This is a genomic window from Cellulomonas sp. URHE0023 (genome assembly GCF_000688475.1).
Classification (GTDB): domain Bacteria; phylum Actinomycetota; class Actinomycetes; order Actinomycetales; family Cellulomonadaceae; genus Cellulomonas.
Genome location: NZ_JIAN01000007.1, coordinates 343554 through 366416, shown reverse-complemented (window position 1 = coordinate 366416; position 22863 = coordinate 343554). Strand labels below are relative to the sequence as shown.

Sequence of the window (22863 nt, the reverse complement as noted above, 5' to 3'; positions counted from 1 at the left end):
CTGCTCCGGAGCAGAGAGGGCCGGCCGGGCCCCGGAGCCGGTCGGACGATGTCCGACACGGCCGACCACTGACGAACAGCGCACATCACTGCTGTACTGATCACCAGGTCGTCGTCCCGTGCACCCCACCCACGGCGGCCACCTGATCCAGGTGCGGTCGGCCTGCCGACGCAGGCAGCCCGACCGTGCCACCAGACAGGAGTTCGCACCATGGCAGCCACTGCCCCCGTGGTCGAGCACGGCGACACGTCGCCTGTGTTCCCACACCGTCGGCGTCGCAAGCTCGGTATCTACGGGCTGCTGATCCCGGCCAGCATCCTGATCGGTGTCGCAACCGGCTACCCCCTGATCCGCCAGTTCATCACCTCCTTCCAGGAGTACGGGCTCAAGCAGCAGTTCGGGGCCCCGGCCGAGTGGGTCGGGCTGAAGAACTACCAGGAGCTCCTGTCCGACCCGTACGTGTGGACGGTCATCGCCCGCTCGATCGCCTTCTGCCTCGTGAACGCAGCCGTCACGATGGCCATCGGCATCGCGTTCGCGGTCCTCATGCAGCGCATCAGCAAGGCGGCGCGCATGACCCTGATGGTCTCCCTCCTGCTGGCCTGGGGCACCCCCGTCCTGGCGTCGATGACGGTCTGGCAGTGGCTCTTCGACTCCCAGTACGGAGTCGTCAACTGGGTCCTGGCCAACGTCTTCGGCGCCGAGAACATGGCGGGCCACTCCTGGATCATCGAGCCGCTGTCCTTCTACTTCGTCGCGACCGTCATCGTCGTCTGGATGTCCGTGCCCTTCGTCGCGTTCTCTATCTACGCGGGACTGCTGCAGGTCCCCGAGGAGACCATGGAGGCCGCTCAGCTGGACGGCGCCTCGCAGCGGCAGCGCTTCTGGAACATCACGATCCCGATGATCCGGCCCGTGCTGGGGATCGTCGCGCTGCTGCAGGTGATCTGGGACATGAAGGTGTTCACCCAGATCTACGTGCTGCAACGCGCCGGTGCGCCGACGCGTGAGACGAACCTGCTCGGCACGCTCATCTACTCGTATGGCGGGGAGTACTCCAAGGCGGGTGCGCTCGCCACGATCATGCTGGTCATCACCCTGGGCATGACCGGCTTCTACGTCCGGCAGATGCTGAAGGAGGACGAGCTGTGAGCGCCGTCGCCACACCGGCTCCCGCCCCGGCACCGCAGGACACGCCCGCGGTCGCCGTCGTGCGACGCAAGGCCAAGGTCAAGACCGACGAGTCCGGACGGGCCCAGTCACGCACCGGCCGTCGCGTCCTGAGCACCGTCGCCGTCGTCCTGGCGATCGTGTGGGTCTTCCCGATCTACTGGATGCTCAACAGCGCGTTCCTGCCGGTCAACAAGCTGCAGACGGCGAAGCCGACGTTCTTCCCGATCGACGGCACGATCTCCAACTTCCGTCAGGTCTGGAACAACCCGACGTTCTGGGACGCGATGAGGATCTCCCTCGTCGTCGTGGTCATCGTGCTGTTCGCCGCGCTGATCTTCGCGTTCCTCGCGGCGCTCGCGGTCAGCCGGTTCCGGTTCCGCGGCCGCAAGGCGTTCATCCTGACGATCCTCGTGGTCCAGATGATTCCCGCCGAAGGGCTGTTCATCTCCCAGTACCGGATGCTCGACGGCTGGAACCTGGTCAACACGGCCATGGGGCTCGCCCTGGTCTACACGGCCGCCGTCCTGCCGTTCACCATCTGGATGCTGCGTGGCTTCGTGGCCGGCGTGCCGATCGAGCTCGAGGAAGCCGCGATGGTCGACGGCCTGTCGCGCACCAAGGCGTTCTTCCGGATCACCTTCCCGCTGCTGGCTCCCGGCCTGGTCGCCGCAGGCGTGTACGGCTTCCTGCAGGCCTGGAACGAGTACACCCTCGCGCTCGTGGTCATGACCGACCCGACCAAGCACACGCTGCCGCTGTGGCTGCAGGGCCTCGTCGAGTCGAACCGAGCCACCGACTGGGGTGTCGTCATGGCCGGTTCGGCCCTGATCGCGGTGCCCGTGATCATCTTCTTCCTGTTCGTCCAGAACAAGATGACGTCCGGGCTCGTGGCCGGAGCGGTGAAGGGCTGACGTGAGCGAGCAGGGGATCCCGACGCCGCCCCCGCGGCCCGCGTCGGAGGGCGGGCCGCGCCCCTGGTCCGTCGGCCTCGACATCGGTGGCACCAAGGTGCTGGGCGTCGCGGTGGACGGCGACGGGGTCGTGCGTCACCAGGTCCGGCTGGCGACGGCCACGGGTGCGTCCGCTCTGGTCGACGTCGTCGTCGCCGTGGTCGAGGACCTTGCCGCTCGCGTCGGCGTGCCTGTGCCTGAGCTCGCCGGCGTGGGCATCGGGCTGCCGGGTGTCGTCGACGCCGAGAACGGGCTCGTGGAGCACGCCGTCAACCTGGGCATCGAACAGAGCACCCCGCTCGCGTCGCTCGTCGCGGAGCGTCTGGGGGTGCACGTCCGGGTCGAGAACGACCTCACGGTCGCGGTCGTCGGTGCCGCGCACACGGTGGACGGCACGCAGGCGGCCGACGAGCCGGAGGTGCACGACGTCGCGTTCCTCGCGCTAGGCACGGGCCTGGCCGCCGGCCTTCTGCTCGAGGGGCGGCTCCGGCGCGGTGCGCACGGTGGCGCCGGCGAGATCGGTCACCTGACGCTGGTCCCCGGCGGTCTGCCCTGCAAGTGCGGTCAGCTCGGGTGCCTCGAGCAGTACGCCTCCGGGTCCGCGCTCGACATCGCGTGGCCCAGCAGGTTCGGACGTCCCGCGCCGGCCGAGCTCTTCGCGGCGGCCGCCGACGGCGACCCGGAGGCTGTCGAGGTCCGCGACCGGTTCGCGTGGGCGGTCGCCTCGGCGGTCCGCATACTTGTGCTCACCGCCGACGTCGACCTGGTCGTGATCGGTGGCGGTGTCAGCGCGCTGGGCCAGCCCTTGCTGCGCGCCGTGCGCGGCGAGCTCGAGCGGCAGGCGCAGTCGTCGCCGTTCCTGGCGTCGATGGGTCTGGCTGCGCGAGTGAGCCTGGCCCCTGCGGACGTGCCCGTCGGCGCCGTCGGTGCCGCACTGCTTGGACGAGGGGAGTATTTCTGATGGAGGTCGTCATCGGCCCGGGCGCGGAGCTGGGACGTCTCGCCGCGGACGCGATCGAGCAGCTGCTGCGGGCACAGCCCGACGCGGTGCTCGGTCTCGCCACAGGGTCGAGCCCGCTGGCGGTGTACGACGAGCTCGCGCGCCGGTACGCGGACGGGGGCCTGTCGTTCGCGCGGGCCCGGGCGTTCATGCTCGACGAGTACGTCGGGCTCGACGAGGGCCATCCGGAGCGGTACCGGAACGTCATCGAGAAGGAGATCGCGTCCCGCGTCGACTTCGCGGAAGGCGCCGTACAAGGTCCCGACGGACTCGCGGACGACCTGGTGCTCGCCTGCCGCGCCTACGAAGAGGCGATCGCCGAGGTCGGCGGGGTCGACATCCAGCTCCTCGGGATCGGCACGGACGGGCACGTCGCGTTCAACGAGCCCGGGTCGTCGCTCGCCTCGCGCACCCGGATCAAGACCCTGACCCGCCAGACGCGCGAGGACAACGCGCGCTTCTTCGGCGGAGACGTCGACAAGGTGCCCGCGCACTGCCTCACGCAGGGGCTCGCGACGATCATGTCGGCCCGCCACCTCGTCCTGCTCGCCACCGGCAAGGGCAAGGCCGAGGCGGTGCACCAGCTCGTCGAGGGTCCGGTCAGCGCGATGTGGCCTGCCACGATCCTGCAGCACCACCCCCACGTGACCGTCCTGGTCGACGATGCCGCCGCGAGCCGCCTGCAGCTGGCCGACTACTACCGCGAGACGTACCTGTCGAAGCCCGGCTGGCAGGGGCTCTGAGCCCGTCCGGCTCGGTCGGTCTCAGCCCAGCGCGCTGAGACCGACCAGCAGCACGGATCCGACGACCGCGAACAGCGGCATGATCCAGGCAGTCAGGATCTCGAACCGGAGCGCAGTGCGTCGTCGCCGTTCCATGTCGGCGACCTGGTCGTCGTGCGCGATCCGGGGATCGACGACGAGGTCCGCGGCCGGCGCTCGACGCACGTGCAGCGTCCCGACGATGGCGTCACCGATCAGCAGGACGGCTCCGACCGCGAGCGCCAGCCACGTCGGGATCTCGGCGACGGGCTGCGTGAGCACGAGCACGAGCGCGGTGAGCGCCACGAACGTCAGTGCCGTGACGGCCCACGCCCTCCATCGACGCCGACGAGCCCCGGCAGCGTCGTCCTGCGCGGCATGGACGACATCACCCGCGGCGACCCGCAGAACCAGCACGGAGCCCGCCAGGACCCCAGGTACCGCGAGGAACCAGCCGAGGGTGATCGACACCGTCGCCGCACCGTCGATCGCGGCCGGCAGGGCCGCGATCACGAGCACGAACCCGAGAAGGGCGGCGCCACGGGAGAGGGCGGTTCGCACGTCCGACGAGGAGCTGGTCGGGTCACCGGTCGCCTCCGTCAGGTGGGCTGCGTACTCGGCCGGTGCACCGAAGGCCTCCTCTGCGGCGGTGCCCGAGTCGGCGCAGAACTGCTCGACCTCGGCGATGGCCTCGCCGATGCGGCGGCCGCTCACGTCACGCATCCGCAGAGCGACCACGAAGGCGTCGAGCCACGGTGCGGGGACGAGCGGACGCACGTCGGGAGTGTGGTGGTCGCGGGTCATCGGGAGCTCCTCGTGGTGGTGCCGGGCCGGGCGGCGGCAGTCGGGGCGGCGGGGGTCGCGGCACGGTCCGGGCCAGGTTCACCCGGTGCGTGCCTGGCCGCCCGCTGCACGTTCGACTGCGTGCTGTGATCTCCGACGATCTGCGCCGTGACGTGCGTGAAGGCGGCCCAGGCGGGCCGGAGCCGGCGTAGCTCGTCGTGCCCCGTCGTCGTCAGAGCGAAGTACTTGCGACCCGGTCCGCCCACGCCGGGCCGCCACTCGGTGGAGACCAGATCCGCCTGCTCGAGCCGCGACAGCAGGGGGTACAGCGTCCCGCCCTTGATCGCGCCGAGCCCGAGCTCGGTGAGGCGCGCGCTGATGGCGTACCCGTAGGTCGGCCCCTCGTCGAGCACCGCCAGCACGCACACGTCGAGCACGCCGCGGAGCCACTCGGTCGGCCAGGGTGCTGCATCCATGGACTAGACAGTAGGGCTAACTAGTATGTCTGTCGACCTAGTGCGCCGAACCGTCGCGCCCCCGCCGTGCCGGGTGCCGGAGCCGTCTGGCGTCGGACCTGACACGTACACTCGACGCCATGAGTGAGCCGTTCCCGATGCCGTCCGCGCCTGACGACCCGTCCGGACCGGACCAGGGCACGTCCACCAGCGTGCTGGAGCGCGAGGAGACTCGCGAGCAGGTCGAGCCGGGGGACCACGAGCGGTTCGCGCACTACGTGCGCAAGGAGAAGATCACCGAGTCGGCGGTCAGCGGCAAGCCCGTGATCGCCCTGTGCGGCAAGGTCTGGGTCCCGGGTCGCGACCCGAACAAGTTCCCCGTGTGCCCGGTGTGCAAGGAGATCTACGAGGGCCTGCGTGAGCCGCAGGACGGCGACAAGGGCGGCGAGGGCGGCTCGTCCGGCGGCCGTAAGTGGGGCTTCGGTCGCAACCCGTCCGGCGGTTCTGGCGGCTCCGGTTCTGGCGGCGACGCCTCGTACACCGGAACCCACGGCACGACCAACGGCGGCTCGTGACCGCGGCCCCGCGTCCGTCGGTCGTCCCGTCCACTCACCACGCGTCATCCTCTGCTGCGTCACACCTGCCGCCGGCGTTCCCCAGCCGCGCGCCGTGGGGCACGGCGAACAAGCTGCGCGCCTGGCAGGCGGAGGCGATCGAGCAGTACCGCGTGGCCAACCCGCGGGACTTCCTCGCGGTCGCTACACCGGGGGCCGGCAAGACCACGTTCGCGCTCCGGATCGCCACCGAGCTGCTCGAGGCACGGGTGGTCCGGCGGGTCACGGTCGTCGCGCCGACCGAGCACCTCAAGCGGCAGTGGGCGGACGCGGCCGCGCGGGTCGGCATCACGCTGGACCCGAACTTCAGCAACGCCCAGGGTCGGCACGGGCACGGGTTCGACGGTGTCGCCGTGACGTACGCCCAGGTGGCCAGCAAGCCCGCGCTGCACGCAGCCCGCACGGCCGCGGCTCCCACGCTCGTCATCCTGGACGAGGTGCACCACGGCGGTGATGCGCTGAGCTGGGGCGACGCGGTCCGGGAGGCGTTCGAGGGTGCGACGCGCAGGCTGGCGCTGACCGGCACGCCGTTCCGCTCCGACACCGCGGCGATCCCGTTCGTGCGGTACGACCGCGGCGGCGACGGCATCCGGCGAAGCGTCGCCGACTACGTGTACGGGTACGGCGACGCGCTGCGCGACCACGTCGTCCGGCCGGTGATCTTCCTGTCCTACAGCGGGTCCATGCGCTGGCGCACCAAGGCCGGCGACGAGATGAGCGCCCGGCTCGGGGAGCCGCTCACCAAGGACATCACCGCGCAGGCGTGGCGGACGGCGCTCGACCCGAACGGTGAGTGGATCCCGAGCGTGCTCGCGGCCGCGGACCGCCGGCTGACCGAGGTCCGGCGCACCGTGCCGGACGCGGGAGCGATGGTCATCGCGACCGACCAGACGGACGCACGCGCCTACGCGGGCCACCTCGCGCGGCTCACCGGCACGTCACCCACGGTCGTGCTCTCCGACGACGACGGCGCGAGCGACCGGATCGATGAGTTCTCGGCGGGCACCTCGCGCTGGATGGTCGCCGTCCGGATGGTCTCCGAGGGCGTCGACGTCCCACGGCTCGCGGTGGGCGTGTACGCGACGAGCACCGCGACACCGCTGTTCTTCGCGCAGGCCGTCGGCCGGTTCGTGCGAGCGCGGCGTCGTGGGGAGACGGCCTCGGTGTTCCTGCCGAGCGTGCCGCAGCTCCTGGCCCTGGCCAACACCCTCGAGCTCGAGCGCGACCACGCTCTGGACCGTCCCAAGACGGCTGAGGAGATGGGCGAGGGGTTCAACCCTGAGGACGCCCTGCTGGCGGCCGCGAACTCGGAGCGCAACGGGCCGGACGAGCTCGGTCCGGACGGCAAGCAGGGGTCGTTCGAGGCACTCGAGGCGCAGGCCTCGTTCGACCGTGTGCTCTTCGACGGAGGCGAGTTCGGGACGGGCGCCGAGATGGGTTCGGACGAGGAGCTCGACTTCCTCGGTCTGCCCGGCCTGCTCGACGCCGACCAGGTCTCGGTGCTGCTGCGTCAGCGCCAGGCCGACCAGCTCAGCGGCCGCAAGCGTGCGCCGGTCGAGGAAGTGCCGCCGATGGACCACCGCAGGCAGGCCGAGCTGCGCAAGGAGCTCTCGCAGCTCGTCGGCGCGTGGGCGCGCAAGAGCGGGCAGCCGCACGGGTCGGTGCACAACGAGCTGCGGCGCCGCTGCGGGGGACCCGAGGTGGCTCTGGCGGACCCTGATCAGCTGACCGCCCGGGTCGCGATGGTGCGCGGCTGGTTCGTCGGAAAGAAGTAGGCACCCCTTCGGGGGACGATTCCGCAAGGACCGTCTCATATTGTGGACCCGGGTCAAGAAGCGGTAAAACCGCAGGTCAGGTGCGTGTCCCGGAGCCGAGACGCGCGGTCCCATAGCAGCGGGTGCGCAGCGCGCAACTTGGCGTTCAACGCGCCGACGCGGCCCGACCCTGGCAGCGTTCCTTCTCGTCGCCGAACGGCCCGGGCACCCCCGCGCACCCCGGATCGGCGGTCAGAACGAAAGGGTCAACCATGCCTAGCTGGCTCCTGCTCATCATCGTCGGTGTCGTCCTGCTCGTCCTCGGTGTAGCCGTCACCGCCGCGCACTGGCTCATCTGGATCGGCATCGCCGTCCTCGTCGTCAGCCTGATCCTCGGACTCGTCGGACGCGGACGCCGCGTCTAACCAGCCCGAACGGCGGCCGACGACCCCAGCCCCCGCGCGGGTCGGAAAGCCTGCCTCAACCCTCGATCCCCATCGTGACCGTCGGCACCGCGGCTTCGTCTGCGGACAAGCGCCTCGCCCCCCGCGGCAGCTCGTCCCTCGAAGCCCGGTGCCGACCCACGGCGGCAGCAACGCCGTCCGAACCCATCCACGCCCGGTCCGGGACCCCGTCCACGACCAGAGGTACGTGCAGCGCCCGCAACGTCGGGTCGTCGGACCCCCATCCTCGGACATCGCGGTCCGAGCCCGTGAGCAGGACCTCCTGCGACGCGCGTCCCTCAGCATCGAGCCGTCGTGCGGCCGCCTTGCGGCCCCCCACGCTGATCTTCGCGTGCGACGACTTCGCCACCGGTTCGAGTGAGCCGTCCGCACCCTCACGGGCGACGAGCTTGTAGACCATGCCGCAGGTCGGCGCCCCGGAGCCCGTGACCACGGACGTCCCCACGCCGTAGCTGTCGACAGGCGCGGCGGCGAGCGCAGCGATCGCGTACTCGTCCAGGTCTGACGTCACGATGATCTTGGTGTCCCGCGCCCCGGCGGCGTCGAGCTGCTGGCGGACCTCCTCCGCGAGCACTCCGAGGTCACCCGAGTCGAGACGTACCGCACCCAGGGCCGTGCCCGCCACGGCGAGGGCGTTCTCCACCCCGCGCCGCACGTCGTACGTGTCGACCAGCAACGTCGTCCCGACACCCATGGCCGCGACCTGGGACGCGAACGCGGCGGGTTCGTCGTCGTGCAGGAGCGTGAACGCGTGGGCGGCCGTCCCGATCGTCGCCAACCCGTACCGCCGTCCCGCCTCCAGGTTGGACGTGCCCGCGAAGCCGGCGACGACGGCCGCGCGGCTCGCGGCGACCCCGGCCTCCTCGTGAGCGCGCCTCGAGCCCATCTCGAGGACGGGCCGGTCGACGGCCGCGCTGGTCATCCGTGAGGCGGCCGACGCGACCGCCGAGTCGAAGTTGAGGATCGAGAGCACGAGCGTCTCGAGGACGACGGCCTCGGCGAACGTCCCCTCCACGACCATGACCGGCGACGACGGGAAGAACGTCTCACCCTCGGCGTACCCGACCATCGACCCGCCGAACCGGTAGCCGGCCAGGTACTCCAGGGTCCGGTCGTCGACGACGCGCTCGTCGGCGAGGAAGTCGAGCTCGGACGTGCCGAACCGGAACTGCTCGATCGCCTCCAGCACGCGTCCGGTGCCTGCCAGCACGGCGTACCGGCGCCCCGGCGGCAGGCGACGGGTGAACACCTCGAACACGCAGCGCCGATCCGCTGTCCCGTCGGCCAGCGCGGCCTGCAGCATCGTGAGCTCGTAGCGGTCGGTGAGCAGCGCTGTGCTGCGCGAGCTGGTGCGGTGCACCGGGCCCGTGGTCGACGTCATGCGTCAAGGTAAGCACCCGCGCCTCGACTCGCACCTACAGTTGGCCTGTGCCTGTGGAGACCCTTCCCGACCAGAGAGTCGAGGCGCAGGAGGAGACGGCGGTCGCCGACCCGTGGGTGACGATCGTCTGGAACGACCCCGTCAACCTCATGAGCTACGTGACGTACGTGTTCGAGTCCTACTTCGGCTTCCCGAAGCAGAAGGCCGAGAAGCTCATGCGGCAGGTCCACGAGCAGGGCCGTGCCGTGGTGTCCACCGGGTCGCTGGAGGCGATGGAGGTCGATGTGCAGGCGATGCACGGGTTCGGCCTCTGGGCGACGCTGCAACGAAGCGGGCAGTGATGCGGGCGTTCAAGCGGCGGCGCGGGATGTACGTCGCACGCCTCGACGAGGACGAGCGCGGCGTGATCGCGGCACTCGTGGCCGACGTCGCCGAGCTGCTGGGCGCGGGCAGGATCGACGAGGGGGCCGTCTCTGCGGGTGACGGCTCACCGAGGCTGCAGCTCGAACCGGTCGCGCCCCCGAGCGACCCCGCCGTCCGACGCCTGCTGCCCGATGCGTCCCGCGACGACCCGGAGGTCTCTGCCGAGTTCCGCCGGCTGACCGAGGACGACATCCGCGCGGGCAAGGTCGCGCGGCTCGTCCGCTTGTGGACCGCGCTCACGACGCCGTCCGACGGCCACCGTCCCGACGTGTTCGCGATCGACCCCGTGGATGCCAAGGATGTCGCTGCCGCGCTGACCGACCTGCGGCTGGTGCTCGCCGAACGCCTCGAGATCCGGACCGACGGTCAGGCGGAGCGTCTGTACGACCAGCTGCTCACGTCGCCCGCGGCCGACCTGGACGACGACGTCGGCGTGGAGCTCGACCCCGCGACCCGGCGGTACCTGGTTGCCGTCTACGGCGCACTGAGCTGGTTGCAGGAGTCGCTCGTCGAGGCGCTGCTCACGGACCTGCGGGCCCCCGGTGGTGCACGCGACACCCCGCGGGGCCGACCCCCGGCCGGAGAGCACCCGACGAGCAGTTAGGCTCGGCACCGTGAACGACGCCCCCCTCGGGATCTTCGACTCCGGTGTCGGTGGGCTGACCGTGGCGCGGTCGATCCTGGACCAGCTGCCTCACGAGTCCACGATCTACATCGGCGACACCCTCAACACGCCGTACGGCAGCAAGCCGTTGGCCGCCGTCCGTGCCCACGCCCTCGAGGTGATGGACGACCTGGTCGACGCGGGTGTGAAGCTGCTCGTCATCGCGTGCAACACGGCGTCGTCCGCCATGCTGCGCGACGCTCGCGAGCGGTACACCCTGCGCCGTGGCATCCCGGTCGTCGAGGTGATCCTGCCCGCGGCCCGCCGTGCCGTCGCGGCCACCCGATCGGGTCGCATCGGGGTCATCGCGACGAAGTCCACGGTCGAGTCGAAGTCCTACGACGACGCGTTCGCGGTGGCACCGGGCGTCGACCTGACCACGCAGGCCTGCCCGCGGTTCGTCGAGCTCGTCGAGGCGGGCATCACCTCCGGCCCGGAGGTCCTCGCGCTCGCGCACGAGTACCTGGACCCGGTGCGGGAGGTCGGCGTCGACACCCTGGTGCTCGGCTGCACGCACTACCCGCTGCTCACCGGCGCCATCTCCTACGTCATGGGTGAGGACGTCACGCTGGTGTCCAGCGCCGAGGAGACCGCCAAGGACGTCTACCGCACGCTCGTCGCGCACGACCTGGAGCGCGCGCCCGACGCCGGTCCGCCGAGCCACCGGTTCCTCGCCACGGGTGACCCCGCCGCGTTCCAGTCCCTTGCTCGACGGTTCCTGGGTCCCGAGGTCGAGGCCGTCGAGTCGCGTGGGGCACTGCGATGAGGTTGACCGTCCTCGGGTGCGCGGGCTCGTTCCCCAGTGCCGACTCGGCTGCGTCGAGCTACCTGGTGCAGGCCGAGGACGCCGCCGGGCGGACGTGGTCGGTCGTGCTCGACCTGGGCAACGGTGCCCTCGGCGCGCTCCAGAGGTACGGCGACGCGAGGCAGCTCGACGCGATCGGCCTGTCCCACCTGCACGCCGACCACGTGGCCGACCTCGCGGTGCTCCACGTGCTGCGCAGGTACGACCCGTCGGGCGCGCTGCCGCCGGTGCCGGTGTTCGGTCCCGTGGGGACGGCGGACCGTCTCGTCGAGCTGAGCGGCTCGGACCACGCGAGCGAGCAGCTCGTGGTGACCGAGTGGTCCGACGGTTCCGCGGTCGTCGTCGGGCCGCTCACGCTGACGCCGGTGCCCGTCGACCACCCGATGCCCGCGTACGGCATCCGCGTCTCGGGTCCGAGCGACCTGGACCCGTCGTCGGCGGTGACGCTGTCCTACAGCGGGGACACCGACGAGTGCCCCGGTCTCGACGCACTGGCCACGGACGTCGACCTGCTTCTCGTCGAGTCGGCCTACGTCGAGGGGCGCGACGACGAGCTGCGTGGCATCCACCTCACGGGACGTCGGGCCGGTGAGGCCGCAGCGCGTGGACGGGCACGGCACGTCGTGCTCACCCACATCCCGTCCTGGAACGATCCGGGGGTCGCTGCGGCGGAGGCGCGTGCCGTGTACGACGGCCCGATCACGCTGGCCGAACCAGGTCAGGTGCACGTCCTCTGACGCCCGGGCCACGCGGAAGCTCGGCACGGGCCGTGGGCGGTCGCGGTTAGGCTCGTCCGCATGACTTCTGCGACCTCCGCCTCGACCGTGCCCGGTGTCCGCGCCGACGGTCGCGCCCCCGACCAGCTCCGCCCGGTGACCTTGACCCGCGGCTTCCTGGAGGCCGGCGAGGGCAGCGTGCTCGTCGAGTTCGGTGGCACCAAGGTCCTGTGCGTCGCGTCCTTCACGCCGGGTGTGCCGCGCTGGAAGAAGGGCTCGGGCGAGGGGTGGGTCACGGCCGAGTACTCGATGCTCCCGCGCGCCACGTCCAGCCGGTCGGACCGCGAGTCGGTCAAGGGACGCATCGGGGGCCGCACGCACGAGATCTCCCGCCTGATCGGGCGCTCGCTGCGCGCGGTCATCGACGTGTCGGCTCTGGGTGAGAACACGATCGTGCTCGACTGCGACGTGCTCCAGGCGGACGGCGGCACGCGCACCGCCTCGATCACCGGCGCCTACGTCGCTCTCGCCGATGCCGTCGCGTGGGCGGTCGCCCAGGGCCACATCCCGAAGAACAAGGTCGTGCTTCGTGACTCGGTCGCCGCGGTGAGCGTCGGGATCGTCGACGGTCTGCCGGTTCTGGACCTCCCGTACGTCGAGGACGTCCGCGCGGAGACCGACATGAACGTCGTCGTCACGGGCTCGGGCACGTTCGTCGAGGTGCAGGGCACCGCCGAGCACGCTCCGTTCGACCGCGCCGAGCTGGACGCGCTGCTCGACCTCGCGGTCGCCGGCGCCGGCCAGCTGACCGCGCTGCAGGTTGCCGCCCTCGCCGAGGCACCCGGGGACGGCTCGGCCACCCGCGCGACCCGATGAGCGAGGTGCGGCTCGTCCTCGCGACGCACAACGAGCACAAGGTCGGCGAGCTCCGGGCGATCCTCGCGCCGGTGCTGCCCGCGCTCGACCCCGCCTCCGTGGTGGGTGCGCGTGACGTCGGAGCTCCCGAACCGGTCGAGGACGGTCTCACGTTCGCGGAGAACGCCCTGATCAAGGCGCGCGCGCTCGCGCAGTTCACGGGTCTGCCGGCGGTGGCCGACGACTCCGGGCTCAGCGTCGACGTGCTCGGTGGCTCGCCGGGGATCTTCTCGGCGCGCTGGGCCGGTCGCCACGGTGACGACCGGGCCAACCTCGACCTCCTGCTCGCGCAGCTCGCGGACATCGCGCCCGAGCATCGCGGTGCGCGCTTCGTGTGCGCGGCAGCGCTGGTCACCCCCGACGGGTTCGAGCACGTCGAGACCGGCACACTCGAGGGCGCCCTGGAGACCGTTCCGCGTGGCACCCACGGGTTCGGGTACGACCCGATCCTCGTCCCGACGGGGGAGTCCAGGACGTGTGCGGAGCTCACGCCGCAGGAGAAGAACGCGATCAGCCACCGTGGGACGGCGTTCCGCGCGCTGGTGCCCACCCTCGTCCGCGTACTCGGCGGATGAGCGCGCCGGCAGTGCCCGGAGGGAACCGGGCCCGTGCCTGAGGACGCCGAGGCCTCGACAGCCGCCGCGTCGCCAGGTGGCCTCGGAGGGTGGACGGGTGGCGCGTTCGAGCCGGCGGGTGCGACCCAGCTCGTCGCCGAGGCGGTCACGTACGGCTACCCCGGGCATGCCGTGCTCGACGCGGTCGACCTGGTGGTCAGCGCCGGCGACCGGGTCGGGGTGGTCGGTGAGAACGGTGCGGGCAAGACGACCCTGCTGCGCGTGCTCGCCGGGTCGTTGCAGCCGCAGGCCGGACGTGTGCGCAGGGTCGGCACGGTCGCCGTCGTGGACCAGGAGCTGACCGTCGAGCCCGGTGCCACGGTGGGCACCTTCGTCGCCGAGGCGTTGGCGGGCGTTCGGGCCGTGTCCGACGAGCTCGAGTCCGCGATCAGCACGTTCGACCACGAGCGGGGCGATCTCGGACGGCTCACCGCCGCGGTCGCCCGGTACGAGCACCTGGCCGGCTGGGACGCCGACCGCCGCGTGGACGAGGCCCTGACCCGGTTCGGTGCGCCCCGCGACCCCGGCCTGCTGCTCGACGAGCTGAGCGTGGGGGAGCGCTATCGCGTCCGGTTGGCGTGCCGGATCGGTGAACGCGCAGACGTGCTGCTGCTCGACGAGCCCACGAACCATCTGGACGCGGCGGGCATCGACTACCTCACCGCCCGGCTGCGCGACTGGCCCGGCGCCATCGTCATCGTCACCCATGACCGGCGCCTCCTGGACGACGTGATGACGGCGATCCTGGACCTCGACCCGTCGATGGACGGGCGGCCGGCGCTCTACGGGGCCACGCGGTACTCGGACTACCGGTTCCTGAAGAGCCAGATGCTGCGGCGCTGGCGCAGCCGGTACCGAGCGGAGCGCAAGCGTGCGCTCGCACTGGCCGACCGGCTGGACTCGACCTACGAGAACCTGTCCGACGAGTGGCGACCGCCCAAGGGCTCGCAGACCCACCGTCGTGCGACCCGGGCCCGCGGCCACGTCAAGGCTGCCGACAGGCTGATCCAGAAGCTCGAGGCGGAGGCCGTCCAGGTTCCGGCTCCGCCGCTCGCGCTGACCTTCCCGGACCTGCCGTCGCTGCCGCCCGAACCGCGGCCGGGCCCGTTGCTGGAGGTGCGTGCGCCACGCGTCGGTGCTCGGCTCGACCTCCCCGGCGTACGGATCGAGGTGCCGGCGTGCGGGCGGCTCCTGGTCACGGGTCCGAACGGCTCGGGCAAGTCGACGCTGCTCGCAGCCCTGGCCGGGACCCTGGAGCTCGACCGGGGCGTCCGCAGCGTCGCGCCCGGTGTTCGGCTCGGTGTCCTGGCGCAAGAAGGTCCGACCGAGCACGCCACGGCCGCGGCGCAGAGGGCCTACGTTGCGGGTCCACCCGAGGAGCTCACCGGGTTCGAGGCCTACGCCCGGCACGCCCTGACCCTGCTGGAGGCGGGCGTGCTCGATCCGACGCGCCTGGTCCCCGTCGCCGGCCAGGGTCTGCTGACGGAGGACGACCTGGACCGGCCGCTGCGAGAGCTGTCGGTCGGTCAGCGACGCCGGTTCGACCTCGCGTGCGCGGTGCTGGCCGCACCGCACGTGCTGATCCTCGACGAGCCGACCAACCACCTCTCTGTCGGGCTGGTCGACGAGCTGACGGCGGCACTGCGAGTCACGTCCGCCGCGGTCGTCGTCGCGACGCACGACCGCCGGATGCGCGCGGACCTGTCCGACTGGCCCGAGCTCACGTTGGGCTGACGGACGAGCGACTCAGCGGAAGCGGCCGACGTGGGCCATGGCCTGCCGGAGCAGGACGCCCTGGCCGCCGTTCATCTCGACCTGGATCTGCTCGGCGCACGCCTCCTCGGGCGTCATCCACGCGAGGTCGATCGCATCCTGCTGCGGCCGGCAGTCGCCGAGCACCGGCACGATGTACGCCAGCGAGACGGCGTGCTGCCGGGGGTCGTGGTACGGCGTGACGCCGGGCGTCGGAAGGTACTCCGCGATCGTGAACGGCTGCGGCGACGCCGGGATCTGCGGAAGGGCGACGGGCCCCAGGTCCTTCTCGATGTGCCGGACCAGGGCGTCACGCACGCGCTCGTGGTACATCACGCGGCCGGACACCAGGGCCCGAGACATCACACCCTCGGAGGTCACCCGCAGGAGCAGACCCACGGCGACGACGTCCCCGGAGTCGTCCACCCGCACGGGGACCGCGTCGATGTACAGGATCGGCAGCTGGGTGCGGACGCGCGTGATGTCGTCGGCGCTCAGCCAGCCGGAGGGACGTTCGGGTCCCCGGGGGAACTCGGCGGAAGCAGTCACCCCCAATGTCTACCCGCCTGGACCCCGCGCCGGGGGTCGGCGCGCTGCGCGGGCACCTGAGGTGAGCATCACCCCGGTGCGCCAGGGAATAGTGGGAGTTCGTCCAGCGCTCTAGCAGGCGGTAACCGAAGACTGGAGGAAAGACATGGCGACGACCGAGCTCACCGGCTCGACGATCGGTCCGACGATCAAGGAGAACGGGATCGTCCTGATCGACTTCTGGGCGGAGTGGTGCGGCCCGTGCAAGCGGTTCGGCCCCGTCTTCGAGGAGTCGAGCGAGAACCACCCGGACATCGTGCACGCGAAGGTGGACACGGAGGCCGAGCAGGAGCTGGCAGCCGAGCTGCAGATCTTCTCGATCCCCACGCTGATGGGCTTCCGTGACGGGATCCTGGTGTTCAACCAGGCCGGCGCGCTGCCTGCCCCGGCGTTGGCACAGGTGGTCGACGCGATCCAGGCGCTCGACATGGACGAGGTCCGTGCGACGATCGCCGCGAAGGCGTCGACGCCCACGGCCTGAGCCGTCTCGAAGGACCGGTCGCCTCCTCGGGGGTGGCCGGTCCTTCGACGTTCGGTGCGGGAGACGGGAGTCGAACCCGCACGCCCTCTCGGGCACCAGGACCTAAACCTGGCGTGGCTGCCATTTCACCACTCCCGCGTCGCGGGCCTCTCGGCCCGGGGCCGCTACACGACCTTGAGGTCCCTGCGTAGCTTGGCGACGTGCCCGGTGGCCTTGACGTTGTACTGCGCGAGCTGGACGCGGCCCTCGGGGTCGACGACGACGGTCGAGCGGATGACCCCGGTCACCGTCTTGCCGTACAGCGACTTCTCACCCCAGGCGCCCCAGCCCTCGAGCACGGAACGTTCCGGGTCCGAGGCCAACGGGAACGTCAGGTGCTCGGCGGCCACGAACTTGGCCAGGGCCGGCAGAGCGTCGGGGGAGACACCGACCACGGCGTACCCGGCCGCCTGCAGCGACGCGAGGTTGTCCCGGAAGTCGCACGCCTGCGTGGTGCAGCCGGGCGTCATCGCCGCGGGGTAGAAGTAGACGATCACGTGGCGTCCGCGCAGGTCCGACAGTGTGACGCTGCCCCCGTCGGCGGTCTGCAGCGTGAAGTCGGGCGCGATATCGCCGACGGCGAGGCGGGGCACGTGGTCTCCTGGGGACTGGGCGGGGATGCGCCGCAATCGTACGTCGACCAAGGTGCGGCGAGCCCAGCGCGCGCCCCGAGCCGGCACCCCGCGCGGCGCCTTGCCCCCAGCGCGGTGTGGTGGTGGCATGGTGCCTCGGACGACCGACACAGGACAGGAGGTCGACCCATGACCGAGGACGAGGCCAGGCCCGATCTCGAGGTGCCGGCAGACGACGCGATCCAGCCGGTCAAGGACCTGCTCGCCGAGCACGTGCCGCTCGCGCTGCTCGTCGACCTCGTCACGCCGGAGTCCACCTCGGCGCAGATCCTCGAGGACGAGGGCTTGCCGGAGGATGCCTGGTGGGAGCAGGAGAGCGGTCCGGCGCCGGCTGGCGGTGCTCCCGACCCCGAGGCGTGACGGTCGTCACGACCGGTCTGTCCGATTGGCAGATCGGGCCCCTCGCCTGGTAACTTTCACACCGCGCGCCATTAGCTCAATTGGCAGAGCAGCTGACTCTTAATCAGCGGGTTCGGGGTTCGAGTCCCTGATGGCGCACAACCCCGAACGCCCCGGACAGCAGTGATGCGGTCCGGGGCGTTCGTCATGCTCAGCGGTCCTAGGAGATGGGCGCCGACGCGCACACGACGCCGGTGCACTGCGGGGACACACCGTTCCGGTAGGCGACGTTCCCGCCCAGGTCTGTGGCCCGAGGGGTGTAGATCCCGATCCCGGTGTTCGCGATCGCCCGGTTGTCCTTGAGTGACGACGGGCCGTCCACGTAGATCGCGTCGCCGTTGTGCGTGAGCGAGTTCGCCTCGAGGGCGATCGTGGCCTCCAGGAACGAGCCGCCCGTCCGCGAGTCCACGGCGTGCTCGTTGCGTCGGAAGTCGTTCCCCGTCACCGTCGCGTTGACGCCGAGCTGCAGCGCGGTGCCGTTGTCGACGAACGTGGAGTCGGCGATCGAGTCGGTCCACTCACCGAAGACGTCACCGCCGGAGTCGGTCTGGATCGCGACCCCGTTGGACTTCAGCACCGAGCGACTGACGTGGGTGCCGGTCCACGCGCTCGAGATGCCGACGCCGTTGTTCGTGAGCCGGGAGTCCGTCAGGTTCACGATGCCTTCGCTCACCGCGATGGCTGCGCCGGGCACGTCCTTGATGGTCGACCGCTCGACCGTGATGTTTCCGTACCCGGCGCTCTGGAGCCACGTCGCGCTGAGGACCGAGTCGGAGATCCGTGTCGTCGTGACCGAGAACGCACCGATGGCGCCGGCGTTGCGGTAGCGCGAGGACTCGATCGTCACGGCGGTGTACACCGCGTCGGTGAACTGGCCGAGGTCGGCGACGTTCACGGCAGAGGTGGTCACGGTAGGGCTGCCCCCGCTGCTGACCAGGAGACCCCAGTCCTTGAGGGTGCCGTTCCGGACGCCGAGCGTCTGGGGGTCCTCCCAGCCGACGAACTCGAGCGCCGGTACGCCGGAGTCCTTGCCGGGCCCGCGCAGGCTGAACCCGCCCAGGTCGATCTGCGTCGAGCCGGCGAGGTGCAGCGCGACACCCGGGCACCTCAGGCTCCGGGTGAGCGTCACGTCACCGGACACGGTGTCGCCGCACCGGACCGGTGGTGGTGGATCCGCGGATGCTGCGCCGGCAGAACCAGCGACAAGAACGATGACGACGAACGCAACACCCAGCAACCGGCGCATCTCAGATCCCCCAATGTGACGTGCGCAACAAGCGGTGCTTCGAGCGTAGGGGGAGAAATCAGGGCAATTCGCCCCTTTAACGGGGTGAATCATGAGCATGCCCCGCGTGCCTGACAGATCCCGGTGCCACTGCGGACCGGACCGTCTGCGGCGACGATGGGCATGCAGCCGGCGAGCGCCGGCACGGACGGACGGGGTGAGTGATGACCGAGCACGCACAGGAGTTCGACGTCGTCGTGGTCGGCGCCGGGGCCGTCGGGGAGAACGTCGCCGACAGGGCCGGGCGCACGGGGCTCAGAGTCGCGCTCGTCGAGCACGCACTCGTCGGCGGCGAGTGCTCGTACTGGGCATGCATGCCGTCCAAGGCGCTGCTCCGCCCCGGGGCGGTGCTCGCGGCGGCGCGCGCAGTAGCGGGCGCAGGGGTGTCGGGTGCCGTCGACGTCGCCGCGACGTTCGCGACCCGCGACGACGTCGCGCACCACTGGGACGACGGGTCGCAGGTGGACTGGGCGCAGGGCGCGGGGATCACGGTCCTGCGCGGCCACGCGCGGCTGACCGCGCCGCGAGAGCTCGCCATCGACGGTTCCGGGGGGCCCGCCCGGGTCACCGCGCGGCATGCGGTCGTGATCGCGACGGGGTCTGAACCCGTGATGCCGAGCATCGAGGGGCTCGCGGAGGTCGAGCCGTGGACCAGCCGCGAGGCGACCTCGGCGCAGCTGGTGCCCGCACGCCTGGCCGTGCTCGGCGGCGGGGTGGTGGGGGTCGAGATGGCCACCGCGTTCGCGGACCTGGGAAGTGATGTCACCCTGGTCGTGCGCGGCGACCGCGTTCTTGCCCCGGCCGAACCGTTCGCGAGCCAGGCGGTCGCGGACGGGCTGCGGGCGCTCGGCGTCACGGTCCTGTTCGGCACGCAGACGCGCTCCGCGCGACGAGACGACGACGGTGTGCACCTGTCCCTGGACGGTGCACCTGACCTGGTCGTGGACGAGGTGCTCGTGGCGACCGGGCGCCGACCGCGCACGTCCGACCTCGGGCTCGAGACGGTCGGGCTGGCTGCCGGAAAGGCGGTGGCCGTCGACGACCGGCTGCAGGCCACGGACGTGGACGGCGGGTGGCTGTTCGCCGTCGGCGACGTGTCCGGGCGGACCGCGACGACCCACCAGGGCAAGTACGACGCACGCGTCGTGGGTGACGTCATCGCGGCGCGGTTCGGAGCGAAGGCCGGTGCGAAGGATGCGGAGCACGGTGGGCTGTCGGCGGCCGACGAGGCGGCCGCGACGCCGTGGAGCCGCTATCGGGCGACTGCGGATGAGGCCTCGGTTCCTCAGGTCGTCTTCACGCGGCCCGAGGTGGCGTGGGTGGGTCTGACCGAACAGGCTGCCCGCGACCGCGGGCTGCAGGTGCGGGTCGTCGGGTACGACATCGCGAACGTGGCCGGGGCGTACGTGCTGGCGCCCGGCTACGCCGGTCGTGCCCAGATGCTCGTCGACGAGACGCGGGCCGTGATCGTCGGCGCGACGTTCGTCGGGCCGGACGTCGCGGAGCTGCTGCACGCCGCAACCATCGCGGTCGTGGGCCAGGTCCCGCTGGACCGGCTCTGGCATGCGGTGCCCTCGTACCCGACGGTGAGCGAGGTGTGGCTGCGACTCCTGGAGTCCGCAGGCCTGTAGACGACCGGACGGGCGGGTCGCCTCGAGCTGCGACCCGCCCGTCCGACTGGTTCAGCCAGCCAGAGCCCCGTCGCTCGAGAGCACGAGGCCGATCGCCGCGTCACCCTTGAGCACCGCCTGCCCGATGAGGCCGAAGTCGTAGGACTTGAACTCCCCGAACTCGAGCCCGTACGTGTCCTCGAGCCCGAGCTGGCAGAACGGCCGCTCGGGGCACTCGGCGGGACCGGCCAGGACGAGACCGCCGCAGGTCGCGGCCAGGTCGCTGAGGGTCTTCACGCCGTGCTCGTCGGCGAACGCGTCGGTCACGGCGAATGCGTTCTGGTCCTGCGCGGCGGAGGGGGTGCCGACGGCCAGACCTGCTGCCTCCGCGAGGGGCTCGAGGGCCCCGACGGTCGCATCGACGTCGGCCGACGCCACGGAAGCAGCGTCAGCACCGTTGGCCTTGCCGTTGAGGAAGTCGGCGAGTGTCGCCGCGTACTCGGGGACGGCCGCGAGCGTCCCGTCCTGGAGGGCAGGCAGGTACGTCTCGCGGTTGCCGACCGTCTGCACCGTCACGTCGAAGCCGGCCGTACGCAGCACCGCCGCGTAGATCTCGGCGAGCGTCGAGCTCTCTGAGAAGTTGGCGGCACCGACCGTCAGCGACGTGCCGGACCCGGCGGCGGGGTCGGCCGCTGCGAGCTTCTCGGTCTCGACGAACTCCGCGGCAACCTCGCTCGAGGTGCGCCGGTCGACGTCCACCGCCTTGTTGAGCTGGATCAGCTTGTCCGTGTCGAGGGCCGCGGACACGGTGTCCAGCGCGTCGATGATGGCCGGGTTGGCGTCCGCGGCCGCCTTGTTCACGGCCGGGATGATGTTGTCCGCGTTCTGCAGGCCCTTGTCGTCGGTCAGGACGACGAGCTTGTCTCCGGCCACGGGGTCACAGGTGGCCAGACCGGCGGATCCGGACGAGGTCGGTTCGGCCTCACCTCCACCCGAGCCGGGGTCGCCGCAGGCGCTGAGCACCAGGGTGGCTGCTGCGATCAGGGTCAGAACGGCTGAGCGGGATGCTCGCATGGTGCTCTCCTCGGGCTGTGGTGCGGGGGAGGGAGGGTTCCCGGAGGGTGACGGCGGTGCCGTCCCCGGTGAGTCAGGAGGATGGGCTGGGCCCATTCGATCCGGTGGTGACGGGCTCGGCAACCGGTGACGGCCGGCTGGACCGGGTCCGCGTGCGACGGGTGGAGGACTCGCGGGCGAGCGAGCGCAGACCGGGTGGGGTGGACACGTGCTGCAGGAGGGCCAGCAGGCCCTCGACGACGAGGCAGAGCGCCGCGACGAGCAGACCACCGGCGAGCACCTGGCCGTAGTTCTGGAGGCCGAAGCCTTCGACGACGATCGAGCCGAGGCTTCGACCACCGACGAGCGCAGCGAGCGGCACCGTGGCGACGACCTGCACCGACGCGGTCCGCAGACCGGCGGCGATCAAGGGGATCGCGAGCGGCACCTCGACCGCCCACAGGCTCCGGGCACCCGACATGCCGACCCCTCGCGCGGCGTCGCGCACGTCCGCGTCGACGTCCCCCAGACCTGTCACCGTGTTGGTCAGCAGGGGTGGGACGGCGAACACCGCGCAGGCCAGCACCGTCGCGGTGTTGCCGAAGAGTCCGCTCGCGGCGAGCAGCGTCAGCAGGGCCAGCGTGGGCAGCGCGCGTGTGGTGTTGGCCACGACGACGCCGGCCCTGGCCCCACGCCGACGGTGGCCCAGCCAGAGCGCCAGGGGCATGGTCACCGCCGCGGCCAGCAGCACCGCCAGGGTCGAGACGATGACGTGCGCCTTGGTGAGCGCCAGCACGCCGCCGCGACCCGTCCAGTTCAGCGGGTCGTTCAACCACGCGAGAGCCTCCTGGAAGACCGACATGTCAGACCGGGCTCTCGACGCGGGACCACGGCGTGAGTCGTCGCCCGACGCCGGCGATGACCAGGTCGAAGAGCAGCGCCAGAAGGAGGCAGAGCACCGTCGCCGTCATGATCTCGGCGTGGTAGTTGCTGCGGAACCCTCGGAACATCAGCGTCCCGAGGCCGCCGTAGCCGACCACCACGCCGACGGTCACGAGCGCCACCGTCGTCACGGTCGCAAGCCTCAGGCCTGCGACGACGCTCGGCAACGCCTGCGGTAGCTCCACGGAGAGCAGCAACCGCCCTCGCCCGTATCCCATTCCACGTGCGGCGTCCCGGACGGCCGGGTCGACCCCTTGAAGCCCCACCAGCACGTTGCGCGTCAGCACGAGCAGCGCGTACGAGACGAGACCGATGAGCACGGTGGTGCGGCCGATCCCGGTGTAGGGCGCGAGGACGGCGAACAGTGCCAGGGAGGGGATCGTGTAGAGGACACCCGCGACCCCGAGCACCGGTCCGGCGAGCCGCGGACGCAGGTGTGCGAGCGCGGCGAGGGGCAGTGCGAGGACGAACGCGATGGCGACCGCCTCGAGCGTCAAGGAGACGTGCTGCTCCAGGGCGCGCGCGATGTCGGCGCTGTTGCGCTCGATGTACTGCCACGAGAACCACGGGTTGGGTGGCGCCTCGGCGAAATGCATGGTCACGACCCTAG

Annotated in this window: 26 protein-coding genes and 2 tRNA genes; 18 read left to right on the top strand and 10 right to left on the bottom strand. The window is 71.4% G+C overall.

Going from position 1 to position 22863, the window contains the following annotated elements; all coding sequences use genetic code 11:
• Positions 1-210 precede the first annotated feature (210 nt).
• From N553_RS0114800 to nagB, 4 genes are read left to right on the top strand one after another with little or no spacing between them, the layout of a single operon-like run.
• Positions 211-1152: a carbohydrate ABC transporter permease gene (locus N553_RS0114800; RefSeq protein ID WP_028047176.1), complete on the top strand. Its 942-nt coding sequence runs from the start codon at positions 211-213 to the stop codon at positions 1150-1152.
• Positions 1149-2084 (top strand): carbohydrate ABC transporter permease, encoded by a 936-nt coding sequence (locus N553_RS0114795; RefSeq protein ID WP_028047175.1) that lies wholly within the window; start codon positions 1149-1151, stop codon positions 2082-2084. The genes N553_RS0114800 and N553_RS0114795 overlap by 4 nt, the downstream gene beginning before the upstream one ends.
• A 1-nt stretch (position 2085) precedes the next feature.
• Positions 2086-3084, top strand: coding sequence for an ROK family protein (locus N553_RS0114790; RefSeq protein WP_231505286.1), 999 nt, complete (start codon positions 2086-2088; stop codon positions 3082-3084).
• Positions 3084-3866 carry a glucosamine-6-phosphate deaminase gene (gene nagB / locus N553_RS0114785; RefSeq protein ID WP_028047173.1) on the top strand — a complete coding sequence of 261 codons (783 nt, stop codon included), beginning with the start codon at positions 3084-3086 and terminating at the stop codon, positions 3864-3866. The genes N553_RS0114790 and nagB overlap by 1 nt, the downstream gene beginning before the upstream one ends.
• Before the next feature lie 21 nt (positions 3867-3887).
• Here the strand turns inward: nagB and N553_RS0114780 are convergent, their stop codons facing one another.
• On the bottom strand, positions 3888-4688 hold the full coding sequence (locus N553_RS0114780; RefSeq protein WP_028047172.1) for a hypothetical protein: 801 nt from the start codon (positions 4686-4688) through the stop codon (positions 3888-3890).
• Positions 4685-5143 carry a PadR family transcriptional regulator gene (locus N553_RS25925; RefSeq protein WP_081844621.1) on the bottom strand — a complete coding sequence of 153 codons (459 nt, stop codon included), beginning with the start codon at positions 5141-5143 and terminating at the stop codon, positions 4685-4687. The genes N553_RS0114780 and N553_RS25925 overlap by 4 nt, the downstream gene beginning before the upstream one ends.
• Before the next feature lie 119 nt (positions 5144-5262).
• Here N553_RS25925 and N553_RS25125 point away from each other — a divergent pair, with 119 nt between their 5' ends.
• From N553_RS25125 to N553_RS25420, 3 genes are all read left to right on the top strand, one after another.
• Complete coding sequence (locus N553_RS25125) at positions 5263-5697, top strand: DUF3039 domain-containing protein (RefSeq protein ID WP_051640196.1); 435 nt, start codon at positions 5263-5265, stop codon at positions 5695-5697.
• Entirely contained in the window at positions 5694-7511 is a 1818-nt protein-coding gene (locus tag N553_RS0114765; protein ID WP_028047171.1) for a DEAD/DEAH box helicase, read from the top strand. Before N553_RS25125 ends, N553_RS0114765 begins: the two co-directional genes overlap by 4 nt.
• 251 nt (positions 7512-7762) lie before the next feature.
• On the top strand, positions 7763-7915 hold the full coding sequence (locus N553_RS25420; RefSeq protein WP_197030091.1) for a hypothetical protein: 153 nt from the start codon (positions 7763-7765) through the stop codon (positions 7913-7915).
• A gap of 55 nt (positions 7916-7970) precedes the next feature.
• Here the strand turns inward: N553_RS25420 and N553_RS0114755 are convergent, their stop codons facing one another.
• Positions 7971-9335 carry a nicotinate phosphoribosyltransferase gene (locus N553_RS0114755; protein WP_028047170.1) on the bottom strand — a complete coding sequence of 455 codons (1365 nt, stop codon included), beginning with the start codon at positions 9333-9335 and terminating at the stop codon, positions 7971-7973.
• Between the two features lie 47 nt (positions 9336-9382).
• Between N553_RS0114755 and clpS the strand changes: the two genes are divergently transcribed.
• The 7 genes from clpS to N553_RS22895 all read left to right on the top strand — a co-directional run bounded on the left by clpS (position 9383) and on the right by N553_RS22895 (position 15206).
• Positions 9383-9676, top strand: coding sequence for an ATP-dependent Clp protease adapter ClpS (clpS, locus tag N553_RS0114750; RefSeq protein ID WP_028047169.1), 294 nt, complete (start codon positions 9383-9385; stop codon positions 9674-9676).
• Positions 9676-10362 (top strand): DUF2017 domain-containing protein, encoded by a 687-nt coding sequence (locus tag N553_RS22900; protein WP_081844620.1) that lies wholly within the window; start codon positions 9676-9678, stop codon positions 10360-10362. Before clpS ends, N553_RS22900 begins: the two co-directional genes overlap by 1 nt.
• Before the next feature lie 10 nt (positions 10363-10372).
• The gene (gene murI, locus N553_RS0114740; RefSeq protein ID WP_028047168.1) at positions 10373-11188 is read left to right on the top strand and encodes a glutamate racemase; all 816 of its coding nucleotides are present in this window, start codon (positions 10373-10375) and stop codon (positions 11186-11188) included.
• Positions 11185-11964, top strand: a complete 780-nt coding sequence (locus N553_RS0114735) for an MBL fold metallo-hydrolase (protein ID WP_028047167.1) — start codon at positions 11185-11187, stop codon at positions 11962-11964. Before murI ends, N553_RS0114735 begins: the two co-directional genes overlap by 4 nt.
• A gap of 60 nt (positions 11965-12024) precedes the next feature.
• Positions 12025-12819 (top strand): ribonuclease PH, encoded by a 795-nt coding sequence (gene rph, locus N553_RS0114730; RefSeq protein ID WP_028047166.1) that lies wholly within the window; start codon positions 12025-12027, stop codon positions 12817-12819.
• Positions 12816-13433: an RdgB/HAM1 family non-canonical purine NTP pyrophosphatase gene (gene rdgB / locus N553_RS0114725; protein WP_028047165.1), complete on the top strand. Its 618-nt coding sequence runs from the start codon at positions 12816-12818 to the stop codon at positions 13431-13433. Before rph ends, rdgB begins: the two co-directional genes overlap by 4 nt.
• Positions 13434-13604: 171 nt before the next feature.
• A complete protein-coding gene (locus tag N553_RS22895; protein WP_051640225.1) occupies positions 13605-15206 on the top strand; it encodes an ABC-F family ATP-binding cassette domain-containing protein in 1602 nt (533 codons plus the stop codon).
• Positions 15207-15218: 12 nt separating this feature from the next.
• Here N553_RS22895 and N553_RS0114715 read toward each other — a convergent pair whose 3' ends face one another.
• Positions 15219-15773: an NUDIX hydrolase family protein gene (locus tag N553_RS0114715; RefSeq protein WP_028047164.1), complete on the bottom strand. Its 555-nt coding sequence runs from the start codon at positions 15771-15773 to the stop codon at positions 15219-15221.
• Positions 15774-15918: 145 nt separating this feature from the next.
• Between N553_RS0114715 and N553_RS0114710 the strand changes: the two genes are divergently transcribed.
• Entirely contained in the window at positions 15919-16293 is a 375-nt protein-coding gene (locus N553_RS0114710) for a co-chaperone YbbN (RefSeq protein WP_028047163.1), read from the top strand.
• A gap of 55 nt (positions 16294-16348) precedes the next feature.
• Here N553_RS0114710 and N553_RS0114700 read toward each other — a convergent pair.
• Positions 16349-16431, bottom strand: a tRNA-Leu gene (locus tag N553_RS0114700).
• A 26-nt stretch (positions 16432-16457) separates the two neighbouring features.
• Positions 16458-16925: a thioredoxin-dependent thiol peroxidase gene (bcp, locus tag N553_RS0114695; protein ID WP_028047162.1), complete on the bottom strand. Its 468-nt coding sequence runs from the start codon at positions 16923-16925 to the stop codon at positions 16458-16460.
• Positions 16926-17093: 168 nt separating this feature from the next.
• Between bcp and N553_RS0114690 the strand changes: the two genes are divergently transcribed.
• A complete protein-coding gene (locus N553_RS0114690) occupies positions 17094-17324 on the top strand; it encodes a hypothetical protein (protein ID WP_028047161.1) in 231 nt (76 codons plus the stop codon).
• 65 nt (positions 17325-17389) lie between these two features.
• Positions 17390-17462 (top strand) — tRNA-Lys (locus tag N553_RS0114685).
• 61 nt (positions 17463-17523) lie between these two features.
• On the opposite strand, the gene N553_RS0114680 is transcribed toward N553_RS0114685, so the two are convergent.
• On the bottom strand, positions 17524-18492 hold the full coding sequence (locus N553_RS0114680; RefSeq protein WP_156043853.1) for a hypothetical protein: 969 nt from the start codon (positions 18490-18492) through the stop codon (positions 17524-17526).
• A 320-nt stretch (positions 18493-18812) separates the two neighbouring features.
• Here N553_RS0114680 and N553_RS0114675 point away from each other — a divergent pair, with 320 nt between their 5' ends.
• Positions 18813-20279 carry an NAD(P)/FAD-dependent oxidoreductase gene (locus N553_RS0114675; protein WP_028047159.1) on the top strand — a complete coding sequence of 489 codons (1467 nt, stop codon included), beginning with the start codon at positions 18813-18815 and terminating at the stop codon, positions 20277-20279.
• Positions 20280-20330: 51 nt separating this feature from the next.
• On the opposite strand, the gene N553_RS0114670 is transcribed toward N553_RS0114675, so the two are convergent.
• The 3 genes from N553_RS0114670 to N553_RS0114660 all read right to left on the bottom strand — a co-directional run bounded on the left by N553_RS0114670 (position 20331) and on the right by N553_RS0114660 (position 22849).
• Entirely contained in the window at positions 20331-21332 is a 1002-nt protein-coding gene (locus tag N553_RS0114670; RefSeq protein WP_028047158.1) for a glycine betaine ABC transporter substrate-binding protein, read from the bottom strand.
• A 73-nt stretch (positions 21333-21405) separates the two neighbouring features.
• The gene (locus N553_RS0114665) at positions 21406-22173 is read right to left on the bottom strand and encodes an ABC transporter permease (RefSeq protein WP_028047157.1); all 768 of its coding nucleotides are present in this window, start codon (positions 22171-22173) and stop codon (positions 21406-21408) included.
• A 1-nt stretch (position 22174) separates the two neighbouring features.
• Entirely contained in the window at positions 22175-22849 is a 675-nt protein-coding gene (locus N553_RS0114660) for an ABC transporter permease (RefSeq protein WP_028047156.1), read from the bottom strand.
• Positions 22850-22863: the final 14 nt, after the last annotated feature.